We start from the raw sequence: 22,617 nt of genomic DNA on the forward strand, positions 1-22,617 counted from the left end.
CCGGCGATGGTGGCGGCCCGCAACGGCGGGCACCTGGTGAACGTGTCCTCGGCGGCCGGGTTGGTCGCGCTGCCCTGGCATGCCGCCTACAGCGCGAGCAAGTACGGCTTGCGCGGGCTGTCGGAGGTGTTGCGCTTCGATCTGGCCCGCCACCGCATCGGGGTCTCGGTCGTGGTGCCGGGCGCGGTGAACACGCCTCTGGTGCAAACCGTGGAGATCGCCGGCGTGGACCGCGAAGATCCGAAGGTGGCCCGCTGGGTGAACCGGTTCAGCGGCCACGCCGTCTCGCCGGAGAAGGCCGCCGCGAAGATCTTGGCCGGCGTCGCCAAGAACCGCTACCTGATCTACACCTCGCCCGACATCCGGGCGCTGTACGCGTTCAAGCGGCTGGCGTGGTGGCCCTACAGCGTGGCCATGCGCCAGGTCAACGTGGTGTTCAGCCGCGCGTTGCGGCCCGCCCCCGCGCCGCTAGCCCGGCATGGCCAGCTCGAGGCGCACCCCGAGCAGCCGAATCGAGCGGTCGAGCTCGAATAGGTCCAGGACGCGCAGCGCCGCGGCGACGATGGTGTCGCGATCGGTGGTCGGTGCGTCCAGCTTGCGAATCTTGGTGCGGGTGTAGAAGGTCGCGGTTCGCACGGTCACCGCGACCCGGGTCACGATCCGGCCCGACGCGAGCACGTCCGCCAGCGCCTGCTCGGCCAATTGCGTGATGGCCGAATTCATTTCGGCGCGGTCGGTGAGGTCACGCGGGAAGGTGACGACGTGGCTGCGCGAGCGTGGGAGCCACGGCTCGGCGCTGACTCGCGCGTCACCGCCGCCCTTGGCCAGTAGCAGCAGCCAGAGGCCGGTGCGTGGGCCGAACGTTGCGGTCAGCAGCTCGGCATCGCTGTGCGCGAGCTCCCACACCGTCGATATCCCCAGCGCTGCAAGCTTTTTCGCCGTCTTGGGGCCCACGCCCCAAAGCGCGTCGACCGGGCGGTCCGCCATCAGGGTCATCCAATTCGCGTCGGTGAGGGCGAAGATGCCCGCCGGTTTGGCGAAGCCGGTCGCGACCTTGGCGCGCTGTTTGTTGTCACTGATTCCCACCGAGCAGGACAAGTGAGTTTCCGACGAGATGACGGTTCGGATCTGTTCGGCCACTTCGGCCGGATCGGCGCCCGTCACCCCGACGTACGCCTCGTCCCAGCCCCACACCTCGACCGGGTGTCCCAGGTCGCGCAGCAACCCCATCACCTCGTCGGACGCCGCGTCGTAGGCGGGCGCGTCCGACGGCAGAAACGTCGCCTCGGGGCAGCGGCGCGCGGCCGTCCGCAACGGCATCCCCGCGTGCACGCCGAATTCCCGGGCCTCATACGAGGCGCAGGTGACCACCTTGCGCGGTTCGGTCGGATCGCCGCTGCCGCCGACGATGACCGGCAGCCCGGTCAGCTCGGGGTGGCGGCGCAACTCCACCGATGCCAGAAACTGATCGAGGTCGACGTGCAGGACCCAGCTGGGCGTCGGCTCCGTCATCGGCTATCGCCCACAAAGCTTGCGCGCCAGGCTTTCCCACGCGTCGCCCAGGGATTGAAGGGTATGACCGCCCTCGTTGAGCTGATGTTCCACATAGTTGACGTGCAGCAGGGCCAGCAGGGCGTCGGTCTGGACGTCGAGATCACCGGTGGTGTTCGCCGCCTGCAGCAACACCCGGATATGGGTGTGATGCACCAAGACGGGCGCGCTGTAGCGCGTCTGCGGATCGCGGTGGGCCTCGGCCAGCAGGTCGCGATGGGCGTGGGCGAAGCCGATCCGTTCCCGGCCGAAGGCCACCAGCCGCTCCATCGGCGTGGCGTCGGGTCCCAGCGGTGGCGGCCCGAAGATGAAAGCCTGCTGGCTGGCTCGCTCGTCCTCGTCGAGCAGCACCATCATCAGGCCGGCGCGGCTGCCGAACCGGCGAAACAAGGTGCCCTTGCCGACGCCGGCGGCGGCGGCGACGTCGTCCATGGTGACCGCGTCGGCGCCGCGCTCGGCGACCAGGCGCCGGGCCGCGTCCACGAGGAGGGCGCGGTTGCGCGCCGCGTCACCCCGTTCCGGCACGGGCGCTTGGGGTGCCCAGACGGGCATGTCGCCGAGCCGCTCGATAGTGCTCACCCCAGTACTTTAACGCGGCGGGAATAGAAACGGACCATAGTCCGGTTCTAGCGTGCGAGGATGGAAACCAACAAGCGAAGGGAAACTACGACGGTGGCGGACAACATCAAGGTTTTGGCGCTAGTGGGGAGCCTGCGCTCCGCGTCGATCAATCGTCAGATCGCGGAGTTGGCGGCGGACATCGCTCCCGACGGTGTCACCGTGACGGTGTTCGACGGGCTGGGGGAGCTGCCGTTCTACAACGAGGAAATCGACGACGCGATGAACGCCGACGCGCCGCCGCTGGGCCCGGTGACGGCGCTGCGCACCGCCGCGGCCCAGTCTGACGCCGCGCTCGTGGTCACCCCGGAATACAACGGCAGTATCCCGGCCGTCATCAAGAACGCGATCGACTGGCTGTCCCGCCCGTTCGGCAACGGCGCGCTGAAGGGCAAGCCGCTGGCCGTCATCGGGGGATCCTTCGGCCAGTACGGCGGCGTGTGGGCGCACGACGAGACCCGTAAGTCGTTCGGGATCGCCGGGGCCCGGGTGGTCGACTCGCTCAAACTCTCGGTGCCGTTCAAGACCCTGGAGGGCAAGGCGCCCGCGGAGCACGCCGAGCTCCCGGGCAATGTGCGCGATGTCATCGGAAAGCTGGCCGCCGAAGTCGGCTGATTGGCGGAAGTCGACAAGCCGCCCGCCGGGCGACCAGCCAGGTTGCCGCAATCGCATAGCAGAAGCCGCCAGCCCCCGGCTGGCGGCTTTGCTGGTGGCGGCCCGGGGCGGTCGGGAGGCACCGGCGCCGCCGGGAGTTGTCGGTGTCCGGTGATACAACCATTCGCATGGGCGCCTTCGGTGGAAATGTGACCTGCGACACGCCGGGCGCGTGTCTTGCGGAGGCCCTGCGACCAGCGAATTTCAGAAATGTTATTCCGAACATGTTGTATCTCGACATCTTGTCAGCCACTAGGTGTAGTGTTTCGAGCACCGGCAGATCCCAGGTTCACCAGGCCGACCGGGGCCTGGTTCACCACCCGAAATCGGCTCACCAGGTCATTCGACGCTGGGCGGCCGCAGGACGGGAATGTGGGGGCTTGACGGCCCGCTGTAACACAGCGAAGACGTAGTACCGAGTAGTTGCCAGTCCGTTACAGGTCCCACCTTCCGCAAAGGAGCGGCTTCCATGAGCATCACCGTGTACACCAAGCCGGCATGCGTGCAGTGCAGCGCCACGTTCAAGGCCCTCGACAAGCAGGGCATCGGCTACGAGAAGGTCGACATCACGCTGGACAACGAGGCGCGCGACTACGTGATGGCGCTTGGCTACCTGCAGGCCCCCGTGGTGGTGGCCGGCAACGACCACTGGTCGGGTTTCCGGCCGGACCGCATCAAGGCCCTATCGGAGGCGGCGCTCAGCGCTTGAGTGTTTAGCGACGGACGTTAGGTAACGAAGGAGGTTGCGGTGTCATGGATAGCACGCAACGCAACCTGGTCTATTTCTCCTCCGTGTCGGAGAACACCCACCGCTTCGTGGAGAAGCTGGGTGTTCCCGCCACGCGGATACCGCTGCATGGCCGCATCGAGGTCGACGAGCCGTACGTGCTGATCCTGCCCACGTACGGCGGCGGCCGCGCCACCCCGGACCTCAACGCCGGTGGCTACGTGCCCAAGCAGGTCATCGCATTCTTGAACAGCGAGCAGAACCGGTCGTTGATCCGCGGCGTCATCGCCGCGGGCAACAACAACTTCGGCGCCGAATTCGCCTACGCGGGCAACGTGATCTCGCGCAAATGCGGCGTGCCCTACCTTTACCGCTTCGAACTGATGGGAACCCCGGACGACGTGGACGCCGTTCGCGCGGGCCTGGCTGACTTCTGGAAGGAACAGACGTGCCACCAACCGTCACTGCAGAGCCTGTAACCTCCGGCGCGCACGCGTTGCCCGGTGAAACGGACTACCACGCGCTGAACGCCATGCTGAATCTGTACGACGCAGACGGCAAGATCCAGTTCGACAAAGACGTGCTGGCGGCGCGGCAGTACTTCCTGCAGCACGTCAACCAGAACACCGTCTTCTTCCACAACCAGGATGAGAAGCTCGACTACCTGATCCGCGAGAACTATTACGAGCGTGAGGTTCTCGACCAGTACTCGCGCAACTTCGTCAAGGAGCTGCTGGACCGCGCCTACGCCAAGAAGTTCCGGTTCCCGACGTTCCTCGGCGCGTTCAAGTACTACACCTCCTACACGCTGAAGACGTTCGACGGCAAGCGCTACCTGGAGCGCTTCGAGGACCGCGTGGTGATGGTGGCGTTGACGCTGGCCGCCGGCGACACCGGGCTGGCCGAGAAGCTGGTCGACGAGATCATCGACGGCCGCTTCCAGCCGGCCACCCCGACGTTTCTGAACTCGGGCAAGAAGCAGCGCGGCGAGCCGGTGAGCTGCTTCCTGCTGCGCATCGAGGACAACATGGAGTCGATCGGCCGCTCGATCAACTCCGCGCTGCAGCTGTCCAAGCGCGGCGGTGGGGTTGCGTTGCTGCTGAGCAACATTCGCGAGCACGGGGCACCGATCAAGAACATCGAGAACCAGTCCTCGGGCGTCATCCCGATCATGAAGCTGCTGGAGGATTCGTTCTCCTACGCCAACCAGCTGGGCGCGCGCCAGGGCGCCGGCGCGGTGTACCTGCACGCGCACCACCCGGACATCTACCGTTTCCTGGACACCAAGCGGGAGAACGCCGACGAGAAGATCCGGATCAAGACGCTCTCGCTGGGCGTCGTGATTCCCGACATCACCTTCGAGCTGGCCAAGAAGAACGAGGACATGTACCTGTTCTCGCCGTACGACGTCGAGCGGGTCTACGGCGTGCCGTTCGCCGACATCTCGGTGACGGAGAAGTACTACGAGATGGTCGACGACGCGCGCATCCGCAAGACGAAGATCAAGGCGCGGGAGTTCTTCCAGACCCTGGCCGAGTTGCAGTTCGAGTCCGGTTACCCCTACATCATGTTCGAGGACACGGTGAACCGGGCCAACCCGATCGAGGGCAAGATCACGCACTCGAACCTGTGCTCGGAGATCCTGCAGGTGTCCACGCCGTCGGAGTTCAACGACGACCTGTCGTATTCCAAGGTGGGCAAGGACATTTCGTGCAACCTCGGTTCGCTGAACATCGCCAAGGCGATGGATTCGCCGGACTTCGCGCAGACCATCGAGGTGGCGATCCGCGCGCTGACCGCGGTGAGCGACCAGACGCACATCACCTCGGTGCCCTCGATCGAGCAGGGCAACAACGAGTCCCACGCGATCGGGCTGGGGCAGATGAACCTGCACGGCTATCTGGCGCGCGAGCGCATCTTCTACGGGTCCGAGGAAGGCATCGACTTCACCAACATCTACTTCTACTGCGTGCTGTACCACGCGCTGCGGGCGTCGAATCGCATCGCGATCGAACGGGGTAGGGCCTTCGGCGGTTTCGAGCGGTCGAAGTACGCCTCGGGTGAGTTCTTCGACAAGTACATCGACCAGGTGTGGGAGCCGCAGACCGACAAGGTGCGTCAGCTCTTCGCCGACGCGGACATTCGCATACCCACCCAGGACGACTGGAAGCGGCTGAAGGAGTCGGTGCGCGAGCACGGCATCTACAACCAGAACCTGCAGGCCGTCCCGCCGACGGGGTCGATCTCCTACATCAACCACTCGACCAGCTCGATCCACCCGATCGCGAGCAAGGTGGAGATCCGCAAGGAAGGCAAGATCGGCCGCGTCTACTACCCGGCGCCCTACATGACCAACGACAACCTGGAGTACTTCCAGGACGCCTACGAGATCGGCTATGAGAAGGTCATCGACACCTACGCCGCGGCCACCCAGCACGTGGACCAGGGGCTGAGCCTGACGCTGTTCTTCAAGGACACCGCCACCACCCGCGACGTGAACAAGGCGCAGATCTACGCCTGGCGTAAGGGCATCAAGACGCTCTACTACATCCGGCTGCGGCAGATGGCGCTCGAGGGCACCGAGGTCGAGGGCTGCGTCTCCTGCATGCTGTAGGAGCGCACGAGGGAAGTCTCCGGTGAGCGCGGTCACCGCCCATCCGATCGTCGACGCCGCGCTGCGGCGTTACGAGGACGCGCTGGGGGCCGACCTTCCCGTCTACCGAAATCACGTCTATCGGGGACTGACCTATCACCAAGCGCTGCGCGGTGTCCCGTTGCCCGACTGGGCGGCGCTCGCGTGGGCGGTGCACGACCTGGGCATCTGGACGGCGGGCACCTTCGATTACTTGGAGCCCTCGGCCGACCTCGCGTCGAGCCTGGCCGGCGAGTTCGGCATCGCCGAAGTCGGCGACGCGCGCACGATGATCACCTGTCACCACAAGCTGCGCGCCGTTGCCGACCCGATGATCGAGACGTTTCGCATCGCCGACCGCGTCGACGTCAGTCGTGGGCTCCTGCGCGGGCCCCTGCCGCGATCCCTCGTCAACGGCGTGGTGACCGAACTGCCGTACCTGGGATTCCACGCCTTCCTGGCACGCGGCCTGCTCGGCTACGCTGCCTCTCACCCACGCCGGCCGTTTCCGATGCTGCGCTGGTGAGGCGGAGTCTGCCCAGGTCAGCGGGGCCTACGCGGTATGGTGCTTGATGTGGTGAAAATGCCTCGACCCTCCCGACCACCTCACCCCGGCGTGAAGCCGCCGGGGGTCAAGGTCGACGCGCGCAGCGAGCGTTGGCGCGAACACCGCAAGAAGGTGCGCGGCGAAATCGTGGACGCGGCCTTCCGCGCCATCGACCGGCTGGGCCCGGACCTGAGCGTGCGGGAGATCGCCGAGGAGGCCGGCACGGCCAAGCCGAAGATCTACCGCCATTTCCACGACAAGTCCGACCTGTTCCAGGCCATCGGCGAACGCCTGCGCGACATGCTCTGGACGGCGATCTTCCCTGCGGTGAACCTCAAGACCGACTCGGCGCGCGAGGTGATCCGTCGCAGCGTCGAGGAATACGTGGGCCTGGTCGACCAGCACCCCAACGTGCTGCGGGTGTTCATCCAGGGCCGCTCGGCGGCCAGCCCGCAGATCCTCAACGAGGGCCGGGGGATCACGTTGGCGATGGCCGACCTGTTCGACGACGAGCTGCGCGAAATGGAACTCGACCACGCGGCGTTCGAGCTGGCCGCGCACGCGGCCTTCGGCTCGGCCGCCTCGGCCACCGAATGGTGGCTGGGCCCCGACCCGCAAAGCGCCCGGCGCATGCCGCGCGAGCAGTTTGTCGCCCACCTGACGACGATCATGGTGGGTGTCATCGTCGGCACCGCCGAGGCGCTCGGCATCTCGATGGATCCCGACCGGCCGGTACACAGCGTGGTGCCCAGCAATCCGGCGGCGAGCTGAGGCGTTGACAGCATCCGATACCCTGGGTACCGGGTATTTTTCGTGAACCAACAGGAAGACCGATCCACCGTGACCGACGTCGTGACACAAGACGAGCCGACAACCGCACACCAGCCCGTCCACACGCGAGCCATCATCATCGGGACCGGCTTCTCCGGCCTCGGCATGGCGATCGCCCTGCAAAAGCAGGGCTTCAGTGGGCAAGACTTCGTCATCCTGGAAAAGGCCGGCGACATCGGGGGGACCTGGCGCGACAACAGCTACCCCGGCTGCGCCTGCGATATCCCGTCGCACCTGTATTCGTTCTCATTCGAGCCCAAGCCGGACTGGAAGAACCCGTTCTCCTACCAGCCTGAGATCTGGGACTACCTCAAGGGCGTCACCGACAAGTACGGGCTGCGCCGCTACATCGTGTTCAACTCCCTGGTGGACCGTGCTCACTGGGACGACGACGAGAACCGTTGGCATGTGTTCACCGCCGACGGCCGTGAGTACGTCGCCCAGTTCCTCATCTCCGGCGCGGGCGCGCTGCACATCCCGTCGTTCCCCGAAATCGAGGGTCGGCACGAATTCGCCGGTCCCGCTTTCCATTCCGCGGAATGGGACCACAGCGTCGACCTGACCGGCAAGCGGGTCGCGATCATCGGCACCGGCGCCAGCGCGATCCAGATCGTGCCCGAGATCGTCGGGCAGGTCGCCGAGTTGCAGCTCTACCAGCGCACCCCGCCGTGGGTGGTGCCGCGGTCCAACCCCGATATCCCGCCGGCCCTGCGGCGGGCCATGGAAAACGTCCCCGGGCTGCGCGCGCTGACGCGTCTGGGGATCTACTGGGCCCAGGAGGCGCTGGCCTTCGGGATGACCAAGCGGCCCAACGCGCTGAAGTTCATCGAGGCCTACTGCAAATACAACATTCGCCGCTCGGTGAAGGACCGCGAGCTGCGCCGCAAACTGACGCCGCATTACCGCATCGGGTGCAAGCGAATCCTGAACTCCTCCACCTATTACGGCGCGGTCGCGGACCCCAAGACCCAACTGATCACCGATCCCATCAGCCGCATCACGCCCGACGGGATCGTCACCGCCGACGGCACCGAACACCAGGCGGACGTCATCGTCTACGCCACCGGCTTCCACGTCACCGACTCCTACACCTACGTCCAGGTCAAGGGTCGGCACGGCGAGGACCTGGTCGACCGCTGGAACCGCGAGGGCATCGGCGCGCACCGCGGCATCACCGTCGCCGACGTACCGAACCTGTTCTTCCTACTCGGACCCAACACCGGGCTCGGGCACAACTCCGTGGTGTTCATGATCGAATCGCAGATCCACTACGTCGCCGACGCGATCAAGACCTGCGACAAGAGGGGCGCGCAGGCGCTGGCGCCCACCCGTGCCGCGCAGGACCGCTTCAATGATGAACTGCAACAAAAGCTTTCGCAGTCCGTGTGGAACACCGGTGGCTGCGCCAGCTGGTATCTCGACGAGCACGGCAGGAACACCGTGCTGTGGGGCGGCTACACGTGGCAGTACTGGCGGGCCACCCGCGGGGTCAAGCCGGAGGAGTACCGGTTCTTCGGGACAACCGATCAAAAGAATCTGAGCCCCGCCGGGTAGGCATCACCTGGCCTGCCGGGCCTTACACTGGGAGGGCAATGAGCGCCTATCAGATCGTCGTGGTCGGCACCGATGGCTCGGATTCCTCGCTGCGTGCGGTGGACCGAGCCGCCGCGATCGCTGCGCATCACGGCGCGAAATTGATCGTCGCTACCGCGCATCTCCCCGTGCCCGTGGAAAAGGGCCGCTACGCCATCCCTCCGGGAAGCGACCACGGTCAGGATTACCGGACGGTGGGCGAGGCCCCTTTCTTCGCGATCCTGCAGAACGCCAGGGAACGGGCGCACCAGGCCGGGGCCACGGACGTGGAGGAGAAGCCGATCGTCGGTCCTCCCATCAATGCGCTGGTGCAGCTCGCCGAGGAGATCGAGGCCGACCTGCTCGTGGTCGGCAACGTCGGGCTCAGCAGCGTCGCCGGGCGACTGCTGGGATCGGTCCCATCCGAAGTCTCCCGCCGGGCCAAGACCGACGTGCTGATCGTCTACACCATCGACTGATCGGCGAAGTCGCTCGACTGCGCGCCTTTTGCGAAGGACCGAAGGCTCAGGCGCACAATGCGATCCAAGACCCGGTCGGAGACCAGCCGGCTGACGCGCACCAGGATCGCGGCGTCGCGTCCGATGGTGTAGCGGGTGCGGGGGCGAGATGCGGTGGCGGCCTTCACGATCACCTTGGCGGCGTGATCAGCCGGGACGCCGTCCTCGCCGAACGATCGGGCTTGGGCGGTGACGGCTCCTGCGAGCGCGTCGTAACGCGCGAGCTGGACAGGGGTCATGTCGGCCATCAGTGCCTCCGCGGTGGCGATTCCCCGCTCGGCCATTTCGGTTTTGACCGCGCCGGGTTCGACGACGACGACCCTGACGCCGAGATGGCCGATCTCGCGGCGCAGGGCATCGCTGACCGCCTCGAGAGCGAACTTGGAACCGGCGTATGCGCCGTAGGTCGGCAAGACGACCTTGCCGCCGACGGAACTTATGTTCACGACGGTGCCTTTGCTGGCTAACAGGGCCGGCAGCAGCGCCTGCGTCATCGCGATGTGTCCGAACAGGTTGACCTCGAATTGCTTGCGCCACTGCGCCATCGGCAACGTCTCCACCGGAGCGTTGATCGCGATGCCGGCGTTGTTGACGAGCGCGCGAAGGGGGCGACGCAGCGGATCATTCGCGACACGATCGGCCAGGGCGGCCACGTCCGGCTCGACGGTGATGTCGAGGATGAGCGGTTCGATGCCTTCGGCGCGCAGCGCGTCGGCGTCGGCGTCGCGACGGACACCGGCAAGGACGTGGAAACCCCTGCGCGCCAACTCCTTCGCGGTCGCCGCACCCATGCCCGTGGAGGCGCCGGTGACTACGATCAGCTCCCGGCGATCGATGCGATTGGAGGAATTCATGGTGGTCTCCGTCCGGGGTGCGGCACTTGAGTTGACGTTGTCAACTGAAGCTAGGCCTTCAAGTTGACATTGTCAACTCAAACCCGGGCTTATGCTCGGCGGGTGACGACACGCGCGGAAAGCGCCGCGGCCACCCGCCGTTCGCTGCTCGAGGCCGCGGGCGCCCTGCTGGACCTCGGCGGGGTCGAGGCGGTGACGCTGCGGGAGGTGGGGGCGCGGGCCGGTGTTTCGCGGTCCGCGGCGTATCGCCACTTCGCCGACAAGGAATCGCTACTCGCCGTCGTGGCCACCAACGCGCTGAGCGAATTGGGGGATCTGCTCGAGGTTTTGGTGGCCAGTGACGATGCGCCCGAGGAGTCGTTGCGCTCCGGCCTGCTTTCGCTGATCGGGCTCGGCCGTGCCCGGCCGCATCTGTATCGGCTGATGTTCACCCCTCCGCCGGGGGACCCGACCGACGCGATGCGGGCGGCCGAACGCGCGCAGGATCTGTTCCTCGACATCGTGGGCCGCATCACCGGTCCCGAGCAGGCGCGGCGTTACGGCGCGCTGCTGTTGACCAGTGCCCACGGGATCACGGGTCTGGATTTGAGCGGGCACATGGATCTGGACAAGTGGCACACCAACGCCGAGGAGCTTGTGGACACCCTCATCTCGGTGTTGCCAAGAGCGTGATGAACGCCTGCGCGGCCGCGTCCACGCCGGCTTCGTCGTCGGTGGCCACCAGGTCCAACAGCAAGCCACGCGTGACCGCCAGCCCGAGCCGTGCCATCGCGCCGTCGTAGGGCACGCCGGCGGCGGCCGACTCGACCTCACGCAGCCAGCCGTCGACTGCGCCGGGAATCATTCGCGTGAACGGCTTTTCGCCCTGGGCGGCGCGCGAATAGCACTCGAAGAAGAGGCGCTCCAACTGGCGCAGCTCGGGGCGGCGAAGGTCGGCCCACATCGCGGCGAAGCCCTCGGCCGGGTCCATGGGTAACCCGGGCACCAATGCCATCTGGCGGCGCTCGGCCTCCTCGACGATCGCGATCAACAGGTCTTCGCGAGACCCGAAGTGGTGCAACAACATCCGATGACTGGTGCCGACCGCGGCGGCCACCTCGCGCAACGAACGGTTGCCGATGCCGTTCGCGGCGAACTCCTCGAACAGCCTTTCCAGTAGTTCGCGGCGCCGCTGCGCGTCAGGAGTGCGTGCCATCGGCGCGGCTGAGCTGCTCAGACCGGGCCTTGAGTCCCTGAGCCTCGAGCTCGAGGAATCGCTTGGTCTTGTTGACCATCAGCCGACCGACCAGCGCGCCGAGCACGCCGCGCTGATCCAGCTGCTGGCGCACCAGGGTGCGGCCGCCGGGCAATCCGGTCACGAAGTGCCGGGCGCTCACCAGGACGCCGGGGGAGCGTTGCACCCAGGTCCAGGAGGCGCCCGGATCGATCTCGGTGACTTTCCAGATCAGCTTCGCCATGCCGGGCTGCTTGATCGCGAACCGCCTGCCGACCTCGAGCGCGTGCCCGTCCCGTCCGACCAGCGACGTCACCGACGCGGTCCACTCGGGCCAGCGCTCGACGTCGCTGAAGACGTCCCACACGAGCTGCGGCGGTGCATCGATCTCGACACTGTCTTCGGTAAACATGTACCAAATGGTACATCCAAAGTGACGCTTGGCAAGGCCTTCACCGCGCGGGGCGGGCCGAAGACTGATCGGACCGCCGGCGGGGCCACCGAGCGTGAACTGGCGGCGCAAATTTCGCCGGTTCTTCGCCGTCAGTGCACGCTCGACGAGCGGCCGACGCACGACACGCAAACACAACGTCTTGTGTTCCGCTCCCTTGTCGTACCCCAGGGGTAGTGTTTGAGTTCTAGTCGACTGCAGGCAAAAACCGCGTGTGAAGTGGGGTTCTGGTGACCGAAAACATGAAGCTGATTGACCGCGTTTCGGCGATCAACTGGAACCGGCTGCAGGACGAGAAGGACGCCGAGGTCTGGGACCGGCTGACGGGAAACTTCTGGTTGCCCGAGAAGGTGCCGGTGTCCAACGACCTCCCGTCGTGGGCGACGCTGACCCCGGGTGAGAAGCAGCTGACCATGCGGGTGTTCACCGGGCTGACGCTGCTGGACACCATCCAGGGCACGGTCGGCGCGGTCAGCCTGATCCCGGACGCGCTGACCCCGCACGAGGAAGCCGTCTACACCAACATCGCGTTCATGGAGTCGGTGCACGCGCGCAGCTACAGCAACATCTTCTCCACCCTGTGCTCGACGGCCGAGATCGACGACGCGTTCCGCTGGTCGGAGGAGAACCCGAACCTGCAGCGCAAGGCCGAGATCGTCATGCAGTACTACAAGGGCGACGAGCCGCTCAAGCGCAAGGTGGCCTCGACGCTGCTGGAGAGCTTTCTGTTCTATTCGGGCTTCTACCTGCCGATGTACTGGTCGAGCCGGGCCAAGCTGACCAACACCGCCGACATGATCCGGCTGATCATCCGCGACGAGGCCGTGCACGGTTACTACATCGGCTACAAGTACCAGCGTGGGCTGGCGCTGGTCGACGAGGACAAGCGCACCGAGCTCAAGGACTACACCTACGAGCTGCTGTTCGAGCTCTACGACAACGAGGTGGAGTACACCCAGGACCTCTACGACCAGGTCGGGCTGACCGAGGACGTCAAGAAGTTCCTGCGCTACAACGCCAACAAGGCGCTGATGAACCTCGGCTACGAAGCGCTGTTCCCCCGCGACGAGACCGACGTCAACCCGGCGATCCTGTCGGCGCTCTCGCCCAACGCCGACGAGAACCACGACTTCTTCTCCGGTTCGGGCAGCTCGTACGTGATCGGCAAGGCCGTCGTCACCGAGGACGAGGACTGGGACTTCTAGGCTCGCTAGCTCAGGAATCGGGCCGGCCGCACACGTCGGGGGGGAGGGACTGGGGCCGGCCCGATCCTCTATTCAGACACCGGCTGCGCCGATTTTCTTCCCGCGGGACCCTTGGCGCTCCCGGCGGGCGGCGGCACCCAGGCCCGTAGGACCTTGCGGCCGATCAATTGGCAACCGTGGGTGTTTGCCAATTGCTTTGCGGCCCTGGTGAATTCGCGATTGCTCACCACGACGCTACGGGCGCATCCGTGGTGGCGGGCCCCGGAGACCACCTGCTGGACGGCGGCGACGCCGACCGCTTTGCCGTAGCGCTTGCATTGAACCGCCACCGAGTGGCCGTCCTTTTCGGCGATCAGGTCGACGCCGTAGTCCCCGACCGCCGGGGTGAACGTGACCCGCCAGCCCGCCCGGCGCAGGCGGGCGGCCACGTAGCCCTCGAACTCGACCCCGTCCATGGCGTCGACCGCCCGCAGGGTGGCGTCGGCGCGGCCCCCGCGCGGCCAGCGACGCCGCGTCGCCCAGCCGAACAGCGCCTCGACCAGCAGCAGCAGGTAGAACGTCGCGAATCCCATTCCGGGGCTGTGCTCGAGGACGCCGACGACCAGCGCACCCGCCAGGGGGAGGACGACAAGCGCCATGAGCACGCCTCGATGGTAAGGACCGGCGCCGACAACACCGCCCGCCGCCGCGCCCGGGGCCGACATGTTCGGGCAGTGAACGGCGTATGAATTGTGCGGACGGAGCGACGGGCCGGTAGCGCCGGTGCTGCCCGTGCCCTGACACTGTCCTGGTGACGAAAACCGCATCCTCGGACCACCGCCACCACTTCTTACGTTCCGTCATCCGGTGGCTGCAGGTCGGCTACCCCGACGGCGTCCCCGGCCCGGACCGCGTGCCGCTGATGGCCCTGCTGCGCAGCACGCCGCTGACCGACGACCAGATCCGCGAAGTGGTGCGTGGCATCACCGCGAAGGAAGGCTCCCCGGAGACGATCGATCACGCGATCGAGCGCGACGAGATCGCCGAATTCATCTCGGACATGACGCAATTCGACGCCGGCAAGGAAAACATCATCCGGGTGGCCGCCACGCTGGCCGCGGCCGGATGGCCGCTGGCCGGCATCGACGTCAGCGAGGTCGTTCCGGACGACGAATTCGCCGAGGCCGCCGAGATCGCGGCCCGAGGCTCCGAGGCCGAAGAGGCCTCGGAGGTCGCGTCATAGCTTCGAGATGTCGATGACGAAGCGGTAGCGCACGTCGCTCGCCAGGACGCGCTCGTACGCCTCGTTGATGTAATCCGGGTCGATCAGCTCGATTTCGGGCGTCACATCGTGCTCGGCGCAGAAGTCCAGCATCTCCTGGGTTTCGGCGATGCCGCCGATGTTGGACCCGGAAAGGCTGCGCCGGGCCAGCGCCAGCGCGAACGCCCCCACCTCCATCGGGTGCTCCGGGATGCCCAGCTCGACGAGGGTGCCGTCGACGTCGAGCAGGCTGAGGTAGTCGTTCAGGTTCAGGTTCGCCGACACGGTGTTGAGCATCAGGTCGAAGCTGCCGCGCAACTTCTTGAAGGTCTCGCGGTCGGCGGTCGCGTAGTAGTGCTTGGCGCCCAGCCGCAGCCCGTCCTCCATCTTCTTCAGCGACTGCGACAGCACCGTCACCTCGGCGCCCATCGCCGCACCGAGCTTGACGCCCATGTGGCCCAGGCCGCCGAGGCCGATGATCGCCAGCCGGGTGCCCTCGCCGGCCTTCCAGTGCCGCAGCGGTGAGAACAGCGTGATCCCGGCGCACAGCAGCGGAGCGGCCTTGTCCAGCGGCAGCGAGTCGGGGATGCGCAGGACGAAGTTCTCGTCGACGACGATCGCCTGGCTGTAGCCGCCCTGCGTCGGCGTGCCGTCCTTGTCGGTGGAGTTGTAGGTGAAGGTCGCGCCGTTCTTGCAGTACTGCTCGAGGCCGTTCTGGCAGCTGCTGCAGTGACCGCAGGAGTTCACCATGCAGCCGACGCCGACGTGGTCGCCGACCTGGTACTTGGTGACCTCTGAGCCCACCGCGCTCACCACGCCGGCGATCTCGTGGCCCACGACCACCGGGTAGTTCGGCACGCCCCACTCGCCCTTGGCCGTGTGGATGTCGGAGTGGCAGATGCCGGCGAACTTGATGTCGATAGCCACGTCGTGCGGGCCGGGTTCACGGCGCTCGATGGTGGTTTTGGTCAGCGGTTCGGTAGCCGAGGTCGCGGCGTAGGCCGAAACAGTGCTCATGAATATCCCTCTTCGAAATGGTTCCGTCGGAAAAAGTTTAGCTAAGGTAATGTTCCCGGGCCACCGGAGGCGCTAGGGATCACATCAGGAGTGTGGGTACCCGCTCGCCGGCGCGCTAATTGATGGGCGCGTTGACCAGTCGCAGGTCGTCGACGATGCCGCGGGCCGCGATCAGGCCCTCGCCGGTTTGCCAGATCTCGTCGTTGACGATGTAGACGCGGTTGTCGTGGTTGGCCGACAGCTTGCGCCACGGGTTGCTGTCCAGCAGGGTCGCGGCGCGCTGGGCGGCCGCCGGTGACGCGCACGACACGTAGACGACGTCGGCGTCGGCGGCGGAGAAGTCCGGGTTCTTGGCCAGGTCGGCGTCGCTGGCGCCGATCTCGATGTACGGCTTGTCGGTGAACCGTTGGGCTGCCGGCCGGTCCACCCCGACGGCGCCGAGCACGCTGGCCGGGAAGTTGTTGGTGCCGTAGATCCGGAGCGTGTCGATGGTCAGCTGCACGATGGAGGCCTGGAAATGGGAGGCGTCGTGCCGGGCGCCGACGTCGCCGGCCCGCTGCGAAAAACCGGTGAGCAGGGCGTCGGCCGCGCCGCCGCGCGCCGTGGCGGCGCCCACGCCCCGCACGTTATCTTCCCATGCCGCGCCCGGCGCCGCGGTGAACACCGTCGGGGCGATCGCGGCCAGCTGCGAATACAGCTTCGGCGTCAGCCCCTGCGAACCGAGGATCAGGTCGGGGTGGGCCGCCGCGATCCCGGCCAGGTCCGGGTTGCTGCGGGTCCCGACGCCCGCGACGCCGCGCACCGCGCTGCCCAGGTAGGCGGGCTGGCTCGAGGACCCGTCCGGCAGCGCCGCGCCGACCACCCGCGACTGCAGGCCCAGCGCGCACAGCGTGTCGAGCTGGTCGCCGGACAGCACCACGATGCGCTGCGGCTCGGCGGGCACCTGCACCACGTCGGGATTGACGCCGGCGGCGTTGTGGGCCTGCCGCGTCTTCGGCCCTGGATCGGGCGCCGCGGCGTCCCGGGCGCACGAGTCGTCCGGGCGGCGGTCGTTTCCGAGCACGCCGGCACCCGCGATCTGGGTGGTGGGGGTGACCAGTGAGGGGGTGGACGCCTTGCCGCCCGGTTTGCCGGATCCGCAACCGCTGCACGCGACGGCGACGGCGGCCGCCAGCGCGGCGGCCGCGCGCAGGTACGCGGGTCGGGTCACGCCGAAAAGCACGCGTCAGACGCTAACACCCGCCGCCGGTGCCCCCGGGCGCGCCGAACCGACACGCCGCCCCGCCGACCCATTTACGACAGTTTGTAGGACCAGCCCTGACGTCGCCATGATCGGCGGTTAAGATTCGAGTCAGCTCTGTTTTTTGGGCCCCTGTCCTACTGTTTGGAGAAGCTGTTGACAGCCGAAGCGCCCCCCTTGGGAGAACTCGAGGCCGTTCGTCCGTACCCAGACCGGACCGGTCCCAAAGGGAACCTCGTCTACAAACTGGTAACGACCACCGATCACAAGATGATCGGCATCATGTACACGGTCACCTGCTTCGTCTTCTTCTTCATCGGCGGACTGATGGCCCTGTTGATGCGCACCGAGCTGGCCGCGCCGGGACTGCAGTTCCTGTCGAATGAGCAGTACAACCAGCTGTTCACCATGCACGGCACGATCATGCTGCTGCTGTACGCCACCCCGGTGGTGTTCGGCTTCGCCAACCTGGTGCTGCCGCTGCAGATCGGCGCGCCCGACGTGGCGTTCCCGCGGCTGAACGCCTTCTCGTTCTGGCTGTTCCTCTTCGGCGGTCTGACCGCGTCCGCCGGCTTCATCGTCCCGGGCGGCGCCGCGGACTTCGGCTGGACGGCCTACACGCCGCTGTCGGACGCGGTCCACTCGCCGGGAGCCGGCGGAGACCTATGGATCACCGGCCTGATCGTCGCCGGTCTGGGCACCATCCTGGGTGCGGTCAACATGATCACCACCGTGGTGTGCATGCGCGCGCCCGGCATGACGATGTTCCGGATGCCGATCTTCACCTGGAACATCCTGGTGACGTCGATCCTGATCCTGATCGCGTTCCCGATCCTGACCGCCGCGCTGTTCGGGCTGGCCGCCGATCGACATCTAGGGGCCCATGTCTACGACGCGGCCAACGGCGGGGTTCTGCTGTGGCAGCACCTGTTCTGGTTCTTCGGCCATCCCGAGGTGTACATCATCGCGCTGCCGTTCTTCGGCATCATCACCGAGATCATCCCGGTGTTCTCCCGCAAGCCGGTATTCGGTTACACCACACTGGTTTACGCGACGCTGTCCATCGCCGCGTTGTCGGTCGCGGTGTGGGCGCACCACATGTTCGCCACCGGAGCCGTTCTGCTGCCGTTCTTTTCGTTCATGACCTATCTGATCGCCGTGCCGACCGGGATCAAGTTCTTCAACTGGATCGGCACGATGTGGAAGGGGCAAATCACCTTTGAGACCCCCATGCTGTTCTCGGTGGGCTTTTTGGTCACCTTCCTGCTGGGCGGTCTGACCGGGGTGATGCTGGCCAGCCCGCCGCTGGACTTCCACGTCACCGACACCTACTTCGTGGTCGCGCACTTCCACTACGTGCTGTTCGGGACGATCGTGTTCGCCACGTTCGCCGGCGTGTACTTCTGGTTCCCGAAGATGACCGGCCGGCTGCTGGACGAGCGGCTGGGCAAGCTGCACTTCTGGTTGACCTTCATCGGCTTCCACACCACCTTCCTGGTGCAGCACTGGCTGGGCGACATGGGGATGCCGCGCCGCTACGCCGACTACCTGCCCTCGGACGGCTTCCAGCCCTACAACATCGCCTCGACGGTCGGCGCCTTCATCCTGGGCGCGTCGATGTTCCCGTTCGTCTGGAACGTCTTCAAGAGCTGGCGCTACGGCGAGGTCGTGACCGTCGACGACCCCTGGGGCTACGGCAACTCCCTGGAATGGGCCACCAGCTGCCCGCCGCCGCGGCACAACTTCACCGAACTGCCCCGGATCCGTTCGGAGCGCCCGGCTTTCGAGCTGCACTACCCGCACATGGTGGAGCGGCTGCGCGCCGAGGCGCACGTCGGGCGCCACGCCACGGCCCTCGAGTCACCGAAGGGCTTCGGTCCGCGGACCGAGCCCGATCGCTCGACGCCTGAACAGTAGCGGCGGTAGCCGCAGGTGAATTCGCCACCGAAGGTGTCGGTACTGATCACCGTCACCGGCGTGGACCAACCGGGCGTCACCTCGGCCCTCTTCGAGGCCCTCTCCCGGCATGGCGTCGAGTTGCTCAACGTCGAACAGGTGGTGATCCGGCACCGCCTGACGCTCGGCGTGCTGGTGTGCTGCCCCGCCGACGTCGCCGACGGCGCCGACTTGCGCCGTGACGTCGAATCGGCGATTCGCGGGGTGGGCCTCGACGTCACCATCGAGCGCAGCGAGGACGTGCCGATCATCCGGGATCCCTCGACCCACACCATCTTCGTGCTGGGCCGGCCCATCACCGCCGGCGCGTTCGGCGCGGTGGCGCGGGTGTCCGCCGGCCTCGGCGTGAACATCGACCTGATTCGCGGGGTCTCCGACTACCCGGTGACCGGCCTCGAGCTGCGGGTCTCGGTGCCCCCGGGATCGGACGCCGCGCTGCGGACCGCCCTGAACCAAGTGTCGGCCGAGGAGCGCATCGACGTCGCCGTCGAGGACTACACCCTGGAGCGGCGGGCCAAGCGGCTGATCGTGTTCGACGTGGACTCGACGCTGGTGCAGGGCGAGGTCATCGAGATGCTGGCCGCCCGGGCGGGCGCCGAGGGGAAGGTCGCCGCGATCACCGAGGCCGCCATGCGGGGCGAGCTGGATTTCGCGCAGTCCCTCGAACAGCGGGTGGCCACCCTGGCGGGGCTGCCGGCCAGCGTGATCGATGAGGTCGCCGAGCAACTCGAGTTGATGCCCGGCGCGCGGACGACTCTGCGGACGTTGCGGCGCTTGGGTTTTCACTGCGGCGTGGTTTCCGGCGGCTTCCGGGGCATCATCGAGCCGTTGGCCGAGGAGCTGATGCTGGACTACGTCGCGGCCAACGAGCTGGAGATCGTCGACGGCAAACTCACCGGGCGCGTCGTCGGCCCGATCATCGACCGCGCCGGCAAGGCCACCGCGCTGCGCGACTTCGCGGAGCGGGCCGGGGTGCCGATGGCGCAGACCGTCGCCGTCGGCGACGGCGCCAACGACATCGACATGCTGGCCGCGGCGGGGCTCGGGGTGGCCTTCAACGCCAAGCCGGCGTTGCGGGAGGTGGCCGACGCCTCGCTGAGCCACCCGTACCTGGACACCGTGCTGTTCCTGCTGGGCGTCACGCGCGGCGAAATCGAGGCCGCCGACGCGGTGACCGGCGAGGTGCGCCGGGTGGAAATCCCGCCCGAGGGGTAGCGATAGCCCCGGCGCGGCGTCGCCGCGAGCAGACAGAAACTCGCGTGATCTCAGCCACTTTCGTGCGATTTTGCGTCTGGTCGCCGGAGCGGCGACCCGGCAGGGATCGGACGGCCGCGGTACGGCACGATGAGCGGGTGCCCGCCGACCAAACGAACGAGGCAGCCGACCCCGATCTGCTGATCGATTTCAGGAACGTGTCGCTGCGGCGCGGCGGCAACTCCCTCGTCGGGCCGGTGGATTGGGCGGTCGAACTCGACGAGCGCTGGGTCATCATCGGCCCCAACGGGGCCGGCAAGACATCCCTGCTGCGCATCGCCGCGGCGGCCGAACACCCCTCGTCGGGCCTGGCCTTCGTGCTCGGCGAGCGGCTGGGCCGGGTGGACGTGTCGGAGTTGCGGTCCCGGATCGGGCTCAGCTCGTCGGCGCTCGCGCAGCGCGTGCCGACCGACGAGGTGGTGCGCGACTTGGTCGTGTCGGCCGGCTACGCGGTGCTGGGCCGGTGGCGGGAGCGCTACGAGGACGTCGACTACCGCCGCGCCATCGACATGCTGGAGAGCCTCGGCGCCGAGCACCTCGCGGACCGCACCTACGGAACGCTGTCGGAAGGCGAGCGCAAGCGGGTGTTGATCGCCCGCGCGCTGATGACGGACCCCGAGCTGCTGCTGCTCGACGAGCCCGCCGCCGGCCTGGACCTGGGCGGCCGCGAGGAGTTGGTGGCGCGGCTGGCCGACCTGGCGGCCGACCCCGACGCTCCCGCGCTGGTGCTGGTCACCCACCACGTCGAGGAGATCCCCCCGGGTTTCAGCCACTGCATGCTGCTGTCCGAGGGACAGGTGGTCGCCGCGGGGTTGCTGACCGACGTGCTGACCGGCGAGAACCTGTCCACCGCGTTCGGCCAGTCGATCGCCCTCGACGTCGTCGACGGGCGGTATTTCGCCCGCCGCGTCCGCACCCGCGCAGCGCACCGGAGGCAGCTATGACCTCAGCGACCGAAGAGGCCCCACTGGTCCCGCGCCCGGCGGCGACCGTGATGCTCGTCCGCGACGACCCGGCGGGCTCAGGAACCGGGCTAGCCGTCTTCCTGATGCGCCGCCACGCCAAGATGGAGTTCGCCGCGGGCACGATGGTGTTCCCCGGCGGCGGCGTCGACGACCGGGACCGCAACGCCGACATCGCGTGGGCCGGCCCGCCGCCGCAGTGGTGGGGGCAGCGTTTCGGCATCGAGCCCGACCTGGCCGAGGCGCTGGTGTGCGCGGCGGCCAGGGAGACCTTCGAGGAATCCGGAGTGCTGTTCGCGGGGCCGGCCGGCGACCCGGACGGGATCGTGGGGGACGCGTCGGTGTACGCCGACGCCCGCCGCGCGCTGGCCGACGGGACGCTGTCGTTCGCGGACTTCCTGCACCGCGAGAACCTCGAGCTGCGTTCGGATCTGCTGCGGCCGTGGGCCAATTGGGTCACCCCGGAAGCCGAGCGCACCCGCCGCTACGACACCTACTTCTTTGTGGGCGCCCTGCCCGAGGGGCAGCGGGCCGACGGCGAGAACACCGAATCCGACCGTGCCGGCTGGACGACGCCCCAGGCGGCCATCGATGACTTCTCGGCCGGCCGATGCTTCCTGCTGCCGCCGACGTGGACCCAGCTGGACTCGCTCGCCGGCCGGACCGTCGCGGAGGTGCTGTCCGTCGAGCGGCAGATCGTGCCGGTGCAGCCGCACCTGGAGATCCAGGGCGACAACTGGGTGTTCGAGTTCTTCGACTCCGACCGCTACCACCAGGCGCGCGAGGCCGGCGGGATGGGGTGGCGGCATTGAGCGAGTTCGTCAGCACGGTGGTCAGCGACGGCTCGCAGGACGCCGGGCTGGCCATGCTGCTGCTGTCGCGCCCGCCGACGAACGCGATGACCCGCCAGGTCTACCGGGAGATCGTGGCCGCGGCCGGCGAGCTGGGGGAGCGCGACGACGTGGCGGCCGTCATCTTGTTCGGCGGCCACGAGATCTTCTCCGCCGGTGACGACATGCCCGAGCTGCGCACGCTGACCGCGCCGGAGGCCGAGACGGCGGCCCGGGCCCGCCAGCAGGCCATCGAGGCCGTGGCGGGCATCCCCAAGCCGACCGTCGCCGCAATCACCGGGTACGCCCTGGGCGCCGGGCTCACGCTGGCCCTGGCCGCCGACTGGCGCGTCAGCGGCGACAACGTGAAGTTCGGCGCGACCGAGATCCTGGCCGGCCTCGTCCCGGGTGGCGACGGGATGGCCCGCCTGACCCGCGCGGCCGGGGCGAGCAAGGCCAAGGAACTGGTGTTCAGCGGCCGGTTCTTCGACGCCGAGGAGGCGCTGGCGCTTGGCCTGATCGACGAGATGGTGGCCCCCGACGACGTGTACGACGCGGCGGCGGGGTGGGCGCGCCGCTTCCTCGAGGGCCCCCGGGCCGCGCTGGCCGCCGCGAAGGCGGGCATCAACGACGTGTTCGAGCTGGATCCCGGCGATCGGGGCGCGGCCGAGCGGCGCCGTTACGTCGAGGTGTTCGCCGCTGGTCAGACCGGCGAAGAGGACTCCGGATCCGCCGCCCGTTAGGC

At 67.6% G+C, this 22,617-nt stretch carries 25 protein-coding genes; 17 read left to right on the plus strand and 8 right to left on the minus strand.

Annotation, left to right across the window (positions count from 1 at the left end; genetic code table 11):
- Positions 1–534, plus strand: a 534-nt coding sequence (locus A5702_RS00235; RefSeq protein ID WP_156669421.1) for an SDR family NAD(P)-dependent oxidoreductase, incomplete at its 5' end; no start/stop codon positions are given.
- On the opposite strand, the gene A5702_RS00240 is transcribed toward A5702_RS00235, so the two are convergent.
- Both A5702_RS00240 and A5702_RS00245 read right to left on the minus strand, forming a co-directional pair.
- Complete coding sequence (locus A5702_RS00240) at positions 469–1,512, minus strand: DNA polymerase IV (RefSeq protein WP_068217262.1); 1,044 nt, start codon at positions 1,510–1,512, stop codon at positions 469–471. The genes A5702_RS00235 and A5702_RS00240 overlap by 66 nt on opposite strands.
- Positions 1,513–1,515: 3 nt before the next feature.
- Positions 1,516–2,130: a TetR/AcrR family transcriptional regulator gene (locus A5702_RS00245; protein WP_055403350.1), complete on the minus strand. Its 615-nt coding sequence runs from the start codon at positions 2,128–2,130 to the stop codon at positions 1,516–1,518.
- A 60-nt stretch (positions 2,131–2,190) separates the two neighbouring features.
- Between A5702_RS00245 and A5702_RS00250 the strand changes: the two genes are divergently transcribed.
- The 8 genes from A5702_RS00250 (at position 2,191) to A5702_RS00285 (ending at position 9,611) form a co-directional block, all read left to right on the plus strand.
- Positions 2,191–2,784: an NAD(P)H-dependent oxidoreductase gene (locus tag A5702_RS00250; RefSeq protein ID WP_082459855.1), complete on the plus strand. Its 594-nt coding sequence runs from the start codon at positions 2,191–2,193 to the stop codon at positions 2,782–2,784.
- Positions 2,785–3,292: 508 nt separating this feature from the next.
- Positions 3,293–3,532 carry a redoxin NrdH gene (locus A5702_RS00255; protein ID WP_055403351.1) on the plus strand — a complete coding sequence of 80 codons (240 nt, stop codon included), beginning with the start codon at positions 3,293–3,295 and terminating at the stop codon, positions 3,530–3,532.
- Between the two features lie 44 nt (positions 3,533–3,576).
- On the plus strand, positions 3,577–4,029 hold the full coding sequence (gene nrdI, locus A5702_RS00260; RefSeq protein WP_068217263.1) for a class Ib ribonucleoside-diphosphate reductase assembly flavoprotein NrdI: 453 nt from the start codon (positions 3,577–3,579) through the stop codon (positions 4,027–4,029).
- Complete coding sequence (nrdE, locus tag A5702_RS00265) at positions 3,999–6,164, plus strand: class 1b ribonucleoside-diphosphate reductase subunit alpha (RefSeq protein WP_055403353.1); 2,166 nt, start codon at positions 3,999–4,001, stop codon at positions 6,162–6,164. The genes nrdI and nrdE overlap by 31 nt, the downstream gene beginning before the upstream one ends.
- Positions 6,165–6,186: 22 nt before the next feature.
- Positions 6,187–6,708 carry a hypothetical protein gene (locus A5702_RS00270; RefSeq protein WP_068217266.1) on the plus strand — a complete coding sequence of 174 codons (522 nt, stop codon included), beginning with the start codon at positions 6,187–6,189 and terminating at the stop codon, positions 6,706–6,708.
- Positions 6,709–6,765: 57 nt separating this feature from the next.
- Positions 6,766–7,500: a TetR/AcrR family transcriptional regulator gene (locus A5702_RS00275; protein ID WP_067823662.1), complete on the plus strand. Its 735-nt coding sequence runs from the start codon at positions 6,766–6,768 to the stop codon at positions 7,498–7,500.
- A 69-nt stretch (positions 7,501–7,569) separates the two neighbouring features.
- The gene (locus A5702_RS00280; protein WP_068217314.1) at positions 7,570–9,114 is read left to right on the plus strand and encodes an NAD(P)/FAD-dependent oxidoreductase; all 1,545 of its coding nucleotides are present in this window, start codon (positions 7,570–7,572) and stop codon (positions 9,112–9,114) included.
- Positions 9,115–9,152: 38 nt separating this feature from the next.
- Positions 9,153–9,611, plus strand: a complete 459-nt coding sequence (locus tag A5702_RS00285) for a universal stress protein (RefSeq protein ID WP_055403355.1) — start codon at positions 9,153–9,155, stop codon at positions 9,609–9,611.
- Here A5702_RS00285 and A5702_RS00290 read toward each other — a convergent pair.
- On the minus strand, positions 9,596–10,504 hold the full coding sequence (locus tag A5702_RS00290; RefSeq protein ID WP_068217269.1) for an SDR family oxidoreductase: 909 nt from the start codon (positions 10,502–10,504) through the stop codon (positions 9,596–9,598). The two genes, A5702_RS00285 and A5702_RS00290, sit on opposite strands and share 16 nt — an antisense overlap.
- Before the next feature lie 102 nt (positions 10,505–10,606).
- Here A5702_RS00290 and A5702_RS00295 point away from each other — a divergent pair, with 102 nt between their 5' ends.
- Positions 10,607–11,176 carry a TetR/AcrR family transcriptional regulator gene (locus tag A5702_RS00295; protein ID WP_055403993.1) on the plus strand — a complete coding sequence of 190 codons (570 nt, stop codon included), beginning with the start codon at positions 10,607–10,609 and terminating at the stop codon, positions 11,174–11,176.
- On the opposite strand, the gene A5702_RS00300 is transcribed toward A5702_RS00295, so the two are convergent.
- The gene (locus tag A5702_RS00300; RefSeq protein WP_068217273.1) at positions 11,151–11,699 is read right to left on the minus strand and encodes a TetR/AcrR family transcriptional regulator; all 549 of its coding nucleotides are present in this window, start codon (positions 11,697–11,699) and stop codon (positions 11,151–11,153) included. The two genes, A5702_RS00295 and A5702_RS00300, sit on opposite strands and share 26 nt — an antisense overlap.
- On the minus strand, positions 11,683–12,129 hold the full coding sequence (locus A5702_RS00305) for an SRPBCC family protein (RefSeq protein WP_068217275.1): 447 nt from the start codon (positions 12,127–12,129) through the stop codon (positions 11,683–11,685). The genes A5702_RS00300 and A5702_RS00305 overlap by 17 nt, the downstream gene beginning before the upstream one ends.
- Positions 12,130–12,398: 269 nt before the next feature.
- Between A5702_RS00305 and nrdF the strand changes: the two genes are divergently transcribed.
- Positions 12,399–13,373, plus strand: a complete 975-nt coding sequence (nrdF, locus tag A5702_RS00310) for a class 1b ribonucleoside-diphosphate reductase subunit beta (RefSeq protein ID WP_197281278.1) — start codon at positions 12,399–12,401, stop codon at positions 13,371–13,373.
- A gap of 68 nt (positions 13,374–13,441) precedes the next feature.
- Here the strand turns inward: nrdF and A5702_RS00315 are convergent, their stop codons facing one another.
- On the minus strand, positions 13,442–14,011 hold the full coding sequence (locus A5702_RS00315; protein ID WP_082459906.1) for a restriction endonuclease: 570 nt from the start codon (positions 14,009–14,011) through the stop codon (positions 13,442–13,444).
- 152 nt (positions 14,012–14,163) lie between these two features.
- On the opposite strand from A5702_RS00315, the gene A5702_RS00320 reads away from it, so the two are divergent.
- On the plus strand, positions 14,164–14,595 hold the full coding sequence (locus A5702_RS00320; protein ID WP_067823477.1) for a DUF3349 domain-containing protein: 432 nt from the start codon (positions 14,164–14,166) through the stop codon (positions 14,593–14,595).
- On the opposite strand, the gene A5702_RS00325 is transcribed toward A5702_RS00320, so the two are convergent.
- Positions 14,590–15,630, minus strand: a complete 1,041-nt coding sequence (locus A5702_RS00325; protein WP_068217278.1) for an NAD(P)-dependent alcohol dehydrogenase — start codon at positions 15,628–15,630, stop codon at positions 14,590–14,592. The genes A5702_RS00320 and A5702_RS00325 overlap by 6 nt on opposite strands.
- A 115-nt stretch (positions 15,631–15,745) precedes the next feature.
- Positions 15,746–16,822, minus strand: coding sequence for an iron-siderophore ABC transporter substrate-binding protein (locus A5702_RS00330; RefSeq protein WP_156669424.1), 1,077 nt, complete (start codon positions 16,820–16,822; stop codon positions 15,746–15,748).
- 204 nt (positions 16,823–17,026) lie between these two features.
- On the opposite strand from A5702_RS00330, the gene ctaD reads away from it, so the two are divergent.
- From ctaD to A5702_RS00355, 5 genes are all read left to right on the plus strand, one after another.
- Positions 17,027–18,787 carry a cytochrome c oxidase subunit I gene (ctaD, locus tag A5702_RS00335; protein WP_055405797.1) on the plus strand — a complete coding sequence of 587 codons (1,761 nt, stop codon included), beginning with the start codon at positions 17,027–17,029 and terminating at the stop codon, positions 18,785–18,787.
- 15 nt (positions 18,788–18,802) lie between these two features.
- Positions 18,803–20,041 carry a phosphoserine phosphatase SerB gene (serB, locus tag A5702_RS00340; RefSeq protein WP_055403986.1) on the plus strand — a complete coding sequence of 413 codons (1,239 nt, stop codon included), beginning with the start codon at positions 18,803–18,805 and terminating at the stop codon, positions 20,039–20,041.
- A 137-nt stretch (positions 20,042–20,178) separates the two neighbouring features.
- Positions 20,179–21,024: an ABC transporter ATP-binding protein gene (locus tag A5702_RS00345; RefSeq protein ID WP_055403985.1), complete on the plus strand. Its 846-nt coding sequence runs from the start codon at positions 20,179–20,181 to the stop codon at positions 21,022–21,024.
- Complete coding sequence (locus tag A5702_RS00350) at positions 21,021–21,854, plus strand: NUDIX hydrolase (protein ID WP_068217284.1); 834 nt, start codon at positions 21,021–21,023, stop codon at positions 21,852–21,854. Before A5702_RS00345 ends, A5702_RS00350 begins: the two co-directional genes overlap by 4 nt.
- The gene (locus A5702_RS00355; protein ID WP_068217317.1) at positions 21,851–22,615 is read left to right on the plus strand and encodes an enoyl-CoA hydratase; all 765 of its coding nucleotides are present in this window, start codon (positions 21,851–21,853) and stop codon (positions 22,613–22,615) included. The genes A5702_RS00350 and A5702_RS00355 overlap by 4 nt, the downstream gene beginning before the upstream one ends.
- The last annotated feature ends 2 nt before the right edge of the window (positions 22,616–22,617 follow it).

The organism is Mycobacterium sp. E3339, assembly GCF_001666915.1.
Lineage (GTDB): Bacteria > Actinomycetota > Actinomycetes > Mycobacteriales > Mycobacteriaceae > Mycobacterium.

What these genes read in the sequence shown, in the direction of transcription:
- A5702_RS00240 (WP_068217262.1), bottom strand. Translation starts at nt 1,512, where the DNA reads ATGACGGAGCCGACGCCCAGCTGGGTCCTGCACGTCGACCTCGATCAG.
- A5702_RS00250 (WP_082459855.1), top strand. Translation starts at nt 2,191, where the DNA reads ATGGAAACCAACAAGCGAAGGGAAACTACGACGGTGGCGGACAACATC.
- A5702_RS00255 (WP_055403351.1), top strand. Translation starts at nt 3,293, where the DNA reads ATGAGCATCACCGTGTACACCAAGCCGGCATGCGTGCAGTGCAGCGCC.
- nrdI (WP_068217263.1), top strand. Translation starts at nt 3,577, where the DNA reads ATGGATAGCACGCAACGCAACCTGGTCTATTTCTCCTCCGTGTCGGAG.
- A5702_RS00275 (WP_067823662.1), top strand. Translation starts at nt 6,766, where the DNA reads ATGCCTCGACCCTCCCGACCACCTCACCCCGGCGTGAAGCCGCCGGGG.
- A5702_RS00285 (WP_055403355.1), top strand. Translation starts at nt 9,153, where the DNA reads ATGAGCGCCTATCAGATCGTCGTGGTCGGCACCGATGGCTCGGATTCC.
- A5702_RS00290 (WP_068217269.1), bottom strand. Translation starts at nt 10,504, where the DNA reads ATGAATTCCTCCAATCGCATCGATCGCCGGGAGCTGATCGTAGTCACC.
- A5702_RS00300 (WP_068217273.1), bottom strand. Translation starts at nt 11,699, where the DNA reads ATGGCACGCACTCCTGACGCGCAGCGGCGCCGCGAACTACTGGAAAGG.
- A5702_RS00305 (WP_068217275.1), bottom strand. Translation starts at nt 12,129, where the DNA reads ATGTTTACCGAAGACAGTGTCGAGATCGATGCACCGCCGCAGCTCGTG.
- A5702_RS00315 (WP_082459906.1), bottom strand. Translation starts at nt 14,011, where the DNA reads ATGGCGCTTGTCGTCCTCCCCCTGGCGGGTGCGCTGGTCGTCGGCGTC.
- A5702_RS00325 (WP_068217278.1), bottom strand. Translation starts at nt 15,630, where the DNA reads ATGAGCACTGTTTCGGCCTACGCCGCGACCTCGGCTACCGAACCGCTG.
- A5702_RS00350 (WP_068217284.1), top strand. Translation starts at nt 21,021, where the DNA reads ATGACCTCAGCGACCGAAGAGGCCCCACTGGTCCCGCGCCCGGCGGCG.